This window comes from Paenibacillus endophyticus (assembly GCF_014192395.1).
GTDB classification, from domain to species: Bacteria; Bacillota; Bacilli; order Paenibacillales; family Paenibacillaceae; genus Pristimantibacillus; species Pristimantibacillus endophyticus.
This window is the reverse complement of sequence record NZ_JACHXW010000001.1, coordinates 489710-502917: the sequence shown is the minus strand read 5'-3', so window position 1 is coordinate 502917 and position 13208 is coordinate 489710. Positions and strand designations below refer to the sequence as shown.

The 13208-nt window shown below is 46.6% G+C and carries 6 protein-coding genes; all 6 read right to left on the bottom strand.

All coding sequences use genetic code 11. The features are described 5' to 3' along the window. Positions 1-52: 52 nt before the first annotated feature. Positions 53-5875, bottom strand: coding sequence for a sugar-binding protein (locus FHS16_RS02110; protein WP_183558184.1), 5823 nt, complete (start codon positions 5873-5875; stop codon positions 53-55). Between the two features lie 330 nt (positions 5876-6205). Next, positions 6206-6943, bottom strand: a complete 738-nt coding sequence (locus tag FHS16_RS02105) for a carbohydrate ABC transporter permease (RefSeq protein ID WP_246431534.1) — start codon at positions 6941-6943, stop codon at positions 6206-6208. A 91-nt stretch (positions 6944-7034) separates the two neighbouring features. Continuing rightward, the gene (locus tag FHS16_RS02100) at positions 7035-7919 is read right to left on the bottom strand and encodes a carbohydrate ABC transporter permease (RefSeq protein WP_183558177.1); all 885 of its coding nucleotides are present in this window, start codon (positions 7917-7919) and stop codon (positions 7035-7037) included. A gap of 76 nt (positions 7920-7995) precedes the next feature. After that, positions 7996-9363, bottom strand: coding sequence for an ABC transporter substrate-binding protein (locus tag FHS16_RS02095; RefSeq protein WP_183558174.1), 1368 nt, complete (start codon positions 9361-9363; stop codon positions 7996-7998). 202 nt (positions 9364-9565) lie between these two features. Next, complete coding sequence (locus tag FHS16_RS02090) at positions 9566-11173, bottom strand: response regulator (protein WP_183558171.1); 1608 nt, start codon at positions 11171-11173, stop codon at positions 9566-9568. 75 nt (positions 11174-11248) lie between these two features. Further along, a complete protein-coding gene (locus FHS16_RS02085; protein ID WP_183558168.1) occupies positions 11249-13045 on the bottom strand; it encodes a cache domain-containing sensor histidine kinase in 1797 nt (598 codons plus the stop codon). Positions 13046-13208: the final 163 nt, after the last annotated feature.

The following is a 13208-nucleotide window of genomic DNA, read 5'->3' as shown; positions in this document are numbered from 1 at the left end:
GGCTCATAGTTTACTTCAGCTAAGGCCACCATTTCTTTATTTTCACACGTAATTAATTCAAAATTTTACGAGCCAGCATCGAGATATCAACGATGTCAATCTTGCCATCGCCATTCAAATCCAACCCTCTGTACTGATTCCAATTTGAATCTTGATCATTTTTACCATAAGCTGAAGCAACAATCGCAAGGTCACCAACACTTACTCTATTGTCGTTATTGTAATCTCCTTCGATTGCTTTAATCCTTGAATCATTAAAGCTTTGCAGAGCCGCGTGCAGCTTCATGATCGCCTCTTCAATTTCAGCCTGGCTTACTCCTTGAGTCGTCGCCACCGCTTGAGCGGTATCGATTGCTGACTGCAGGGTTGCTTTCGAGCCTGATGGATATTGGCCAGGATTTACGCCTTCAATTGCTGCATCATGCGCACTTTGCGCTTCCGCAATCAGAAGCAACAAGCCCGACTTATCCAGCTTATTAATTTGGACTGCGTGAGTTGCACCAGCCCAATCTGACTCTTGGCCCGCTCCATTAGCAGCCGTTAACTGAGTTACACGAATTGAAGCGATCTGCGAATGATCCGTTGCAACAGCTTTAAACTTAAGCTTAATCAACCCATTCGTCATATTCGTATTTCCAATATTAGTCGCGATGGTTCTAAGCTTGCCGCCCGTATTTACTTCGCCAACTAGTTTGAAATCTTGCTGGAGCGATTCCATTGCTACAAACTCCAGCTTATCCGCATCATAATTAATCGTAATATCCAGTGCTTTGACATCTGTTCCAGAATGCGCCAAGCTGAATTCAACATCAAAGTTTTTGCCGCCTTCAACTGTTCCCGGTCCGGTCAGCAAGGCGCCTTCTTGACCGCTGATTGAGATCAGCGCGCTGCCGCTCATACTGGACCCGCTGGCTTTCGCCGTTACTTTCACGACGCCGTTCTTTTTGGCCGATAGCAATCCCGTCTCACTGATGGTCGCCGCATTTGTCTCCGAACCGTCTTCTGCGGTTACCGACCATACGACGGGTACTCCAGCCAACATTTGCAGCGTACCGTCTTTCGTCGTGATGGAGGTCGCTCCGGCCGCGCCGGAAACCGCCAGCTTCATCTCGTTCACAAGTGTAACCACACCCCATTGTGAACCGTTCGTATAGGACTGTCCGGTCTCGTCATGCCACATGATAATGTCCTGACGGCCACCAGCGTCTTTCGCGTCATTGATCTGCAAATCAAATCCAATTGCACGATCAACCGCAGGAATACCAGCTTTAAAGGGGATTTTAGTTTCAATGTAATAACCGCCATCCACGACTTTGGCAAAAGACTCGAAACCCGTACTGATACTGCCTGGATTAAAGCTTTTCTCATTCAGATAGTTAATGCGGTATTGTCCCATACCTGTGCCGTAAGAGGTTTGTTTACTGTTGGTCTCATCCACAAAGATCTCGACCGAGTCCTTCTCATGCGCGGTGGTGCTGCTGCTGTTCAACACAGCGTCTTTCACACGCACCAGAACATACAGGTTAGCATCGTCCCATAGCAGTTTAGCGGAACCGTCCGTCGGACCGTTCACCATGGTCAGATGCTTAAGGATCGGCAGCGTGGCGGTCGTATTCCAGAGTGGGTCGAGCTCGGAGCCGCCGAGAACCGGCGTACCGTATGCGGCGGTCCCAACTCCGCCAGGTAACAGTTGAAGCGCTTTGATCGCGTTACGCAGCGCGTAATATGAATGATCCGCTGCTGCCTGCCCGATCTCACCGTTGGAGGCAGCCGTTTTGGCCTCACTTAATGCGCTTGCAAAAGCGTTCCATGAATCGCTTGTATACATCGTTTTATCCTTGTCATTGGCGGCCTCAATCAAGGAGGTCAGCAAGGTTTTGTCGACCGCTTGGACGATTGGGTTCGCGGATCCACCACGGCCGGCTTTGACCTCGTTAAAATAGGTTTCAACTTTCGTAATTTCGTCAGCTGTCAACACCCTGTCGTAGATAAGAATCTGCAAGACTCTACCCATGAAGCGGTGAGGGGTTGCAGCTGCCATTGTGTAACCTACTCCAATATCCGATTTGTTCCCTAGAAGGGCCTTAGCGTTCGTTCCAGAGGTGCCGATGACATTGTTATTAACATAAACTTGTCTGTTGGTTCCGTTTAACTGCGCCCGAACGCTAACCAGAGCGTCCGTGGCTGTTGTTGTAATTTGTTGCCCGCCGCCCGATACGCCGCCATCCGCATTACCAAAGCGGACGTTAACTCTATTTGTTCCTACACCGAGACTAATACCGCTCCAACCGTCGTTGGCAGCCCAAGTTTGGTAAGCCTCGTTCAATCCGAAATAAACAAGGCCATTTTGGTCGCTAGAGTTGTTGGCTGTTGTTGTTGGTCTAACCAGCGTGTATATCGTCATCTGTGTGCTGCCGTTATAATCTTTAAAGCCTGCAGCTTTGAGTGGCCTTGAATTCGCGGCAAATTCTACATAGTCGTATACATCTTTCTTTAGCGCAGGATTCCCGATTGGTGTTCCAAGATTATCGCCGCCGCTGCCAGGAACGTTCGCCGGGACAAGCTTCGCCGGGATGTTCCCCATATTTGTCCATCCAGTCACATTGCCGCTGCTATCTGTTTCCACGCCTTCATCGCCCTTGAGCCATAAGTCAAGACCATTTCTAGGAATATCAGCAGGCGTTATATCTCTCACCACAACACGAGCGTGCGACTGACTAAGTACTTCGCCGTCTTCCGCCAGTACATAAATAATGTATGGACCGGGTACCAAAGGCGCGATCATCCCGAGCGCATCGCCGGAGGCTACTGTTTCATCGTCGCCTCCATCAAAATGTCCGCCGCTCGACGAGGAAATCCATATTTTTTTTGTCGCGTCGTCCAAATCGTATGCAAACCTGACTGTCCCGCCGGGGGCTACTGACACGTCAGCCGGGAGCAGCTTATTTGCCACCGATACTGTAGTGTTAAAGTTGACGGTTATCTGACGCGTCGAAGTGCTGCCTACCAAGGTCCAGCTTCCTGCTGTGCGGATTTCATACCCATCCGCCACGGGCGTGCCGTTAAGCGTAAAGGTGTATTCATCACTCAAAGTCAGTTTAAGAGGCTGTACCTTTGAAACTTCGTAGCTTTTCCCATCTTCCACATTGGTTGCTGGCTTGCTCGCGTCGACGAATACCGTATACTTGGAAGTGGCCGTTTCTCTGCCGTCTCCATATACGATATATAGTTTGAATTCTCCTGCGGCAGATGGGGTGTTGATTGTCATTAGGTTGCCGGCAGCTTTTGTCATCGTAATGCCTTCTTTAAAAACAGTTGTGTTCGCAGGCGCGAGCCAAACCGTGTCTTCAGCCTTTAGCAGACCTCTGCGGCTCAGCTTTTCATCGTCTATACCTATAATGACGTTGGAAGCAAGCTCAAACTCGGTATCGGCAATGAGGCTTCTTGGGATCATATGCGTGTATTCGTTGGTAAGACCCGAATTCAATACGATTTCGTTGCCCTTAACCGGCCAAATGCGGGCTTCGCTTTTGTAATTGTCGTAAGTAATCCTAGGGCCGCCATTCTGGTTGTTATTCCCATCCACGTAACCATCGACGGCAATCATATCGCTTTTGCGCTTCCAGTTGTTAAACTCAAAAAGACGGCTCTGTCCGGCAGCATGGGAGAGCTTTGACTGCACGACGTTGCCTATCATCTTGATGAACGTGCTGCCTTCGTCGGGATGGAACCCGTTCGTCCAGTTGTTGGAGGTCGTGGGTTTGCCAGTTGGATTCGGGTCAAGGAAGTTGTAGTTCATCTCGGTGAAATTCGTCCAGTTGTCAGAATGCCAGTTACTATTCTTGTCGGCGACGGGGTTGTTGGTCAAATCGCTGATGGTGTCCCATGTCCCTCCGCCCGGCAAATTACCCGGATCGCCCTGCCGTCCCAGTGAGTAGATGGCTCCGGAGTCGTTAACTACCGTGCAGATTTCCTCTACCCGATTATAGTTTATTTTGTTATTCCTAGAGGTCGTAGAGATTACTGGAGACCTTGCGACGCTCGTTTCATGCGTACCATGGTAGGGACCGCCGGTCTTGTTGGTACCTTGGGCGGTAAAGCCGAACCCATCGTACTCGTCCCAGCCCCAGCCGATACTCATGGCGCCGTAAGTGGAGTCATAAAGGTAGTTGTGCAGTACCTGCATGTTGGTTGTGTAGAAAGAGGTTAGTGAGTTGGCGCCCGGGAATCCGTAGCAGTTCCTGTACAAAAAGTTATTTGTAATAAAAATATTTTCCGGCACGGCTTCCGTACCCGCCGTATATTTCTCTCTATTAACGCCGGCCCAGTTCCTTATTGGCGTGCCAGAGACCGAAACGCTAGATTCATGCTTAATCGGCTCATCGTTTTCATAGATATGCTGCGGATGTCCGACTACAACGCCAGAAGCAAGCGTATCTACGATATAGTTGCCCGTGACTTCGATATCCTTGACATCGTTTTCCACATGGATGCCGTTAAATCCGGTAAGCCCGATCTCGCCATTCAGCACTTTGATGTTCCTTGCCGCGTTGATCATTACCGCTGCCGGCGGTATGTCATACCCACGGTAGAACGTCTCATGCCAGTTTATGCTGCTGGGGAAGTAAGCGGTGTTCACGATAGAGCCTTGAACGGAAGCGTAGCCGCGAGAACTGGTCGTTACCGGTCCGGTTCCGTCGCTTAGTGTATACGTACCCGTCAGTTCATACAGTTTGTAGTCGGTATGGGCAAACTTCAGCCCGTTGAAGGTTATGTTTTTGACACGTCCATCATCCGAGCCGTCCACAGGGCTCAACCGATCTCCTACAGGGATCCCTCTTATATCGAGGACCGTCTCAAGCCTTGGAATGACCACCTCGGCAGTATTGATATCCTCGCCTACAAGCGGGATGTAATAGAGCGTACTTTCCGCCTGGTCGAAATAGAAATCTCCACGTTTGTTGAAAAACTCGAAAGCGTTGCGGATAACTTGATTGTTGCCTGGATTATATTGCGTGTTATTGCTCAAAGACTGTGATATCGCCCCATACGGCATTTGGAACCGGAGCATGACACCGCCAGGCTTGTTGCTTGCTGCCGGCGCTTGTTCGATCGACGCGAAGGTAACAAAAGGCCGCGACCATCTGGCCGTGGAGCCGCCCATGCTTTCCGCTTCGATGTTTTGGGGATTTTTCGTTGCCGTCGTCAGACCTACGCTGGCATCGAATACGATACCCGCCCGGATGTTGCTGCCGTTCTGCCACGCCCAAGGGTTATTGGCAGCGGTAAAGCTGACAGTAGGGGTGCCAGTGACGGTTCTGTTCGCCGTAACGATTTGCGAGCTCAGCGTCATGTTCGCTCTCTTATCGTTTACATAGATCGAGCGCAGCTTATCGCTCCGATTAAGAGTCGTTTTATACGCCGTTAAGCCGCCAGTCTGGGTAAGGCCAACAGCTTCTGTCCATACGCCTTTTTGCAGCATTTCACCGGCGCTGATTACCGGCTTCGCACCAGGCGCCGCCTCATAGCGAATCGTGCTACTTGCACTTCCGGAATCATCTTTGTTAAAAACGAGAGTTTCATCAAGCGAATAATATCCATCCGCAATTTGAACGACGATATCACCGCCAGTCTTAGGCAGAGTCCTTACTGCTGCTTTTGCCTTGGCAAGCGTTTTGTACGGCTTTTCTTGTGTTCCGTCACCTGTGTTATCATTGCCATTTGTAGCCACATAGATCGTTGCACTTGGCGCACTGTCAGCCGCGCTTGTACTTGGCGCACTGTCAGCCGCAACTACCGACCCTGAAAATGGTAGCATGGGAAATAGCATTACCAAAGTCATAATCCAAATGAATGCTCTTCTTCTCACTTTCATAAAACCTCCTTGGATTTAAGTAAAATCATGTGCGGATTCCGAACTTTATTTCATCCCCCCTGCATGACCGTCCTTTGTTCCTCGAGCAGGATTCTGGCTGCCAACCTTTACATTGCCTTGAATGAGCAGTTCGATTTCCAAAATGGAAGCGCTGTCAATCAATGCTTTTATAATACCAGTCTGTATGAATATTCCAAGAGACTATTATTGGACCGTAAGGAAAATTCTCGGGACAATAGGGAAAGATAGAGCGCTGCGCCAGCCTGAAGATACGAAGAAAAAGAAAAGACACCTTGTCAGGTGTCCGTCCCTTCTCCCACAATGCATTCGTCACTTCAGAATAGCGCCTGCAGTCAATGCATTTTCGATCTTTTCGTTGCCTATTAAATAAACGATGATCATAGGCAAGCTGGACAGCAGCATACTCGCGCCGATGAGCCCCCAATCCGTAACTCCCACATTGATAAAGAATCCAAGCAACCCGACTGTTAGCGGCCGGAATTGATCCTTGGAAGCAATAATAAAGGCAAGCGGAAATTCGTTCCAGATGCGAATGAATATCAGAACGCATTGTGTCACGAGCGCTGGCATTACGATTGGAAATATGATTTTAATATACGTTTGATAGACATTCGCTCCATCTATGCATGCCGCTTCTTCCAGCTCCTTAGGCAAAGAACGAAGAAAGGCATACAGCATCAGTACGCAGGAAGCGATGGCGAAGCCGGAATACGGCAAGATAAGACCCAAATAACTATTTTTGATATGCATCCATTTAACCAGCTGGAATAAAGGAATAACGACTACTTCGATTGGGACAATTAAACCCATAGATACATAAAACAGCATCACCGAATTGAATTTCCATTGCATGCGGCTGAGGCAATAAGCAAGCATGCTGCCCGTTGTCAACGTAATAGCGATTGTGCCTGCGGTATAAATTACGCTGTTCTCGAAATACGTATAAAAATGATATTTGGACAGCGCTTCGCTGAAGTTCAGCCAGTCCCAGGAAGACGGTAACCCAAAAGGATTGTCGTAAGCTTCGCTTTTGGACTTCAATGACATCGTCACCATCCAGTACAAGGGAAACAGAAACGTGCATCCCGCGGCTACCCAAAACACTCGACTTAATAATTTCAGAAAGCTCCCCCCCAGCTTAAAACTCCAGTTTTTCTCTGGCAACGTACCTTTGAATGACAAAGGAGATCAAAAGGCATTCCAGAATAAAAATAACGGCGATCGCAGTGCCTTTGCCAAATTCGGAAGTATCAAATGCCGTATAATACATCTGGTAGATGACCGTCCTGGATAGATCTCCCGGGCCTCCTGCCGTCATGACTCGTACATGCGAATAAAATGCCATTGAGCCTAATGTAGACAGAATAAGTACGTATTTGATTACATTCTGCAGCAAGGGGATCGTAATTCGTAAGCAAACTTGAATATAATTAGCGCCGTCGATCAATGCCGCTTCATAGTAACTTTTGGGTATGGTCTTGATTCCTGTATAAAACAGCAACGCGTTCAGTCCTATATATTGCCATAGGAATGTCACTCCGATGCTGGGCATTACCGTTTTCTTTTCCGTCAACCACGAATGCGTCCATGAACTGAGCCCTAACGAATGGAGAATCTCGTTAAATAAACCCCAATTTGGTTCGTAGAACGCCAGCCAAATCTGGGCAACAACCGTGACCGACAAGATAGCGGGGAACATCGCCACCGTCTTGAAGAATCGGCGAAACTTCGGTGTTTGCGCATCCATAAAAAGCGAAAGCATCATGGATAGTGGGAGGCCCAGCAATAATGAGATGGCTACAATGAGATACGTATTCTTATGAGCGGTCCAAAAGGATGGGGAAGCCATCACTTCTTTGTAATTATTTAAACCAACAAAACCCAAACTTCTAAACCCGTCATGCTTATGCAGGCTCATCCAGATCTCCGGCAGCAAAGGGTATACGCAGAATAAGGTAAATAGCAGCAATGCCGGGAAAGCAAACACGAATATAGACACTTTGGTGCTAAAGTACTTGTTCATCGCTCTCTCCACCATTTAATTTGTGTCTAAACCCCCTTGGATTTATTCCAAGGGGATTTAGCTGTTATTGTATCTCTTATTTGTCAAACCACGTATTTTCGCTCCAGATCTTGTTCATCGCCACATTAAAATCATCGGCTGCGTACTCGCCCGTTAATAAATTCGCTCCTTGCGTAGATATTTCGGCAGATGTCCTCGCATCTAGTGAATTAAGAGCAAATGACGCGATTTTATTAGGAATCGGATTGTACCAGTCAACGAACTTCTGCATAAGTGGGCTCCTATCCATTGCTTGGTTGCCTGTCTGCAAAGATATAGGAGCACCAGTAGATTCGAAGTATAACGCATCCGCCATGGCTAGAAATTCGGCAAGCTTGACGGCCTCTTCCGGGTTCTTGGTTTTGCCGTTTACCGCATAACCGTTAATCGGAGAACCCCAGAACTGTACGTTTTCTGTAGGGCTATACTTATCGCTGGCACTTGGGAATGGGAAGAAATCAACCGTTTCGTCTTTCGCGAGATTTGGCAGCTCCCAAGTAAACATCCATAACATAGCCGCTTTTTTGGACGTAAACATTTCCATCGCCGGACCATAATCTATATTGGCAATACCGTCTGGGAACACGCCTTCCTTAACCAGCGTTTCGATGCGAGCCGCTCCTTCCTTGACCGATGGATTGTTGAAGTCCGTTTTGTTGCTGACAAGGTCTGCCATCGCCTGCGGATCTCCGATTTGAATCATTTGCTGAAGCATAAACAGTTTCGGTCCCCACCCGTCCTTGCCGGGAGTCACAGCCGGTATCATGCCTTTGCTCTTGAGCGTCTTCGAGATTTGAATCAGCTCATCGAACGTGGTTGGCACTTGAACCCCTGCTTCCTCGAACATATCTTTATGATAGAAGATGACAGGGGTGAAATACGTATCCGCTCCGGAAGACAAGCTGTAGATTCCGTTATCGACATGCTTTAACGCATCCGGCACCGCGTATTTGTCCAAGAAACCATCTTTGGAAATATAAGGTGTCAGATCCAGAATGCTGCCTGTGCTCTTCAACGGCGTAAAGTAGCCCGCATCATTCCAGAATACGTCCGGCATATCCCCAGATGCATTCAACGTCTTCAATTTGTTTGCCATATCCTCGCCACCGCCGCCGGGCTCAAACTCGACTTCAAGATTAGGAAGCGCTGCAGCAATATTCGGTTTGATGAATTTTTCCATAATGTTGTTTCTATTCTCGTCCGTCGTAAGCGTTATGACTCTCATCTTGATTTTTTTGCTGTCCGTCTTTGTCGTATTCTCGTTATCCTCCTTGCTTGTTGCCGACGGCGACGGATTGTCGGACGGCTGGTTGGACTTTGTTTCATTCCCACTGCTGCATGCTGATGAAACCAGAAGAGTACTTGCCATAAGGAACATAGCTGCTGCCTTTGACTTCGTTTTCATTGTTTACCTCCCCTATTTGTCAAAGCGAATATCGGATTGATTTTAAATGTTGAAAGCGTTATCAACCTTGAGTTAATTTTACGAATCTTCCCAAATTTAGTACAGAGATTATTCTCGGACCAGCAGTAAAATTAACGGCAAAAAAATAGACGATAGAGGCAAAGTTTTCACTTTTCCCCTACCGTCTGCGTTGAAGTATAGACTATTGGATTTGATTCACATATTTGCTAGGCGTGATTCCTATAAATTTTTTGAAGCATTTGCTGAAATAGTTGGCGTCCGCATATCCCACTCGGTTCGCTACGTTTTGGATAACCTTCTCTCCCTGATCAAAAAGCTCTTTTGCTTTAATTATCCGTATTTCGGTCAGGTAGTCATTGATCGTAAAGGTCGTTTCTTTTTTGAATACGAAGCAAAGATGATTGTAATTCATATGAACGCTCTTTGCGATATCTTCGATTCGCAGTTCTTCGTTGCCGTAATGCTTCAAAATATACGCTTTGACCTCCTCAATAACTTTGACGGCTCTATTGGTTTTGCGACTATGCACATGATCCATGGCCTTTAGAATTAATGCGCGTATCCATTCCTCCAACTCGTTGAAGGTTTTCATCCGCTGGACATGTTGGATCATATCGGGTTGTGTCGTATTTCGGAAGACATCTTCAAAGCTTTGCGACGCTTCGGCCAAAAATTCCAGGCATGTGGATACGATTTCGATTCCGGCGAGAAGCAGCATTTCCATAGAAGCTTTTAGGACGCGAGTATCATGAAAAAAACGCGAGAGCCATTCTTCCGTCTCAGTCATGTTCCCGATTCGCATGAACATCAGCAAGCCGCTTCTCTTTTCCACCGAGAACAATCCGACCTTCATCCCGGTTTCCGCAATCAAGGAATGTGCGAACACCTTGTTGCCACCCCATACAAACCGTTGCTTCAAGGCGATTAACGCTTCCTTGTATGAAACCGAAATCGACTCAAACGTTTCGCATCCATTCCCCATGCCGATCGTAACCGTACAGGCCAAATCATTCTCTACGTTCAATCGAATCCGTTCGCAGATCGTTTCCAGCTTGTTGAAGGAGCCGTCAGGCGATCCTATGATCAGAACCAGACGAGCATTATGATCATGACAGCCGACACACTGAAAGGCGCTTTGCATATCTTTTTGAGCGATTTCTTGTACCTTGGCTTTGCGAATCAGCATACCCTCCTCAAGATTCCTCTCCTCGCTTGAATCCAGGTCGACGACAATCGCCAGGTAATGCAACCCTTCCAACTTTATTCCCAAATCATTTAATCGATCCCGTTCGGAACTGGAACTAGAGATCGTCTTGCCCTGCAGCCAACCGTTCAGCACTTGCTCCTTCATGACAGACAAGCCTTCGCTCGCCTGCTTTCTTAAATCGTCCATCTCAAGCTTGCCCAGACGCTCCGTCCGTATCAGTTCCTTTATATCTAGTAAGGAGCTTTGGAGTTCTTCTTCATTAATGGGTTTCAGCACGTAATTAAAAACGCCTAATTGCACGGCCTGTTTGGCATACACGAATTCGCTGTGGCCTGACAAAACCAGAAATTTTGTTCTCCGGTCGCGCGCCTTGGCTTTGTGTATAAACTCCAATCCATCCATAATCGGCATATTCATATCGACCAACACGACATCAGGCTCCACCTCGGACATCAGCTCCAGCGCTTCCGCCCCGTTTTTTGCTTCCCCCGCGATTTGAAAGCCCAGCTCACTCCATGGCAACGAAATTTTCAGGGCTTGCCTGAAGTAATATTCATCATCGACGATAAGAACCTTGTACATGTTCTTTCCTCCTAATCTATTCAATCCTTATCTTGCGGATAATAGAAATGCCAACCTCGTGAATGTGAGCAGGAGCTAATGATGACGAAGAGGCAGCACGATTATAATTTTTGTATATACGCCGTATTCGCTTTCAACTTGCAGTCCGTATCTTTCCCCGTACAGCATTCGGATCCGATTCGATACGCTTCTAATTCCAAATCCGCCAGTTTCGTCAAAAACGGAGGATCCTGCATTTATCCCCTTGGTTTGATTCTGATGCATACCGGCCCCGTTATCGTAAATTTCAATTTCAACATTGTTGCCGCGACGCCTTCCTGTAATGCGTATAATTCCTTTTTCCTTTTTGAGCTTCAATCCGTGATAAATGGCATTCTCCACGATTGGCTGCAAGGTTAACTTCGGTATCGAATAGGTTATAATTTCATCATCAATTTCCATCGTATACTCCATATACTCCACGTAACGCAGCTGCTGAATTTCCAAATAGCTTTCCGTTAAACGCATCTCTTCACCTATCGATATGATATCGTTGCCATTGCTTAAAGAGATCTTATAGAAATTCGCCATGTATTGGGCTGCCTGTATGGCTTGCTTTCCTAAGTCCAGCTTAATGAGCGAGATAATCGTTTCAACCGTATTGTACAAAAAATGAGGCTTCACTTGCGATTGCAGCAATTTAAATTCTATCTCGGCCTTTGTCCTTTGTTTCTCGACGTTTTCGGCCATAAGTGCCTCAATGCGATCCATTAAGCTATTGAAGCCCTCGCTTAAATATCCGATCTCATCTTTTGATTGGTAGGAGCTTCTGACTTGCATCTTTCCCGTCCGGATTTCTCTCATGGTCTTGGCAAGCTGGAAGATGGGCCGTGTGATCGACCGGGACAATAGGAAGGAAACAATTAAGGCAAGCAGCAAACATGCTGCGCCGATCCCGAGGATCAATTGATTGATTTCTTTCCGATCCGAAGAAATGTTATCCATTGGGATAGCGCTTACAATTGTCCATTTCAATGGTTCGAAGCGATGGGTGAATATCAACATTTCATCACTTCCGCTGCCCTGGGTATAAGTTGTGTCTTTACCATTCTCGGGAATGCTTATAGAGACGGCTTCCTTGAAATCCCGGTATAACATGGCTTTATTCTGTGAGGAAATAATTCGGCCGGCGGAATCTACGATATAAAATTCCCCACCCTTATGTTTCCCTTCCTCGTAAATCGAGGCAATAGTCGTTTCTTTCACGTACAAAAAAATGGTGCCAATCTTTTTTCCGGTATCTTTGTGAATGACCGTTTTTGAAACCGCAAATACGCTGTCTTCACCTTCAGACAAAAATCGGAATGTGATCAAGCCTGTCCAAATCGGTAAATATGACTGATCATCCGCTCCATAACTGTCACCGAATATGCGGGAAGCATATGCGTTATCGGCAAACCCGACGTCTACCCATTGATGATTTGAGGTGAGGATGCTTACCGCTTTGATTTTTGTGTTAGGCTCCACAATATTGCTGATCGTCTCTGAAAGGGTTTTTTTCATCGAAAGATTATTTAAACCTTCAACCGGCTTGCTCGCATAGAACTCATTATTTAATAATAAATCGTTATAAAGCACGTTCTGCAATCGATAATCGCTGGCCAAAATTTTTGAATAATCTTCAATTGTAGATACCAAGGTTTGAAGGTTGTTTTTGATGAGCACAAGCTCTCGGGATGAATTATTAATCTCTTTCTTAATAATGGCCTTCTGTGAAATCGTGTTGGCAAAGTATGATTGAGTAGATATAAATACGACAATAATTAATATATTCGCTATGAATATTTTGTTTTTAATGGAAATCCCGCCTATATACTTCGAGAATCCTTTCATAACGCGATTACTTCCTTTCTTTTCAATTCGACAAGGAATATATGGAAATAATAATGATGAAGGAAGGTGATCTGGGTGCGCGGAGAAAGCATCTTTATAGATAAGATATCTATGTGGGGGAGATTACTTTTAAGGATAGCATAGGTTTAATAAGTGTCAAATT

What these genes read in the sequence shown, in the direction of transcription:
- FHS16_RS02110 (WP_183558184.1), bottom strand. Translation starts at nt 5,875, where the DNA reads ATGAAAGTGAGAAGAAGAGCATTCATTTGGATTATGACTTTGGTAATG.
- FHS16_RS02105 (WP_246431534.1), bottom strand. Translation starts at nt 6,943, where the DNA reads ATGTCATTGAAGTCCAAAAGCGAAGCTTACGACAATCCTTTTGGGTTA.
- FHS16_RS02100 (WP_183558177.1), bottom strand. Translation starts at nt 7,919, where the DNA reads ATGAACAAGTACTTTAGCACCAAAGTGTCTATATTCGTGTTTGCTTTC.
- FHS16_RS02095 (WP_183558174.1), bottom strand. Translation starts at nt 9,363, where the DNA reads ATGAAAACGAAGTCAAAGGCAGCAGCTATGTTCCTTATGGCAAGTACT.
- FHS16_RS02090 (WP_183558171.1), bottom strand. Translation starts at nt 11,173, where the DNA reads ATGTACAAGGTTCTTATCGTCGATGATGAATATTACTTCAGGCAAGCC.
- FHS16_RS02085 (WP_183558168.1), bottom strand. Translation starts at nt 13,045, where the DNA reads ATGAAAGGATTCTCGAAGTATATAGGCGGGATTTCCATTAAAAACAAA.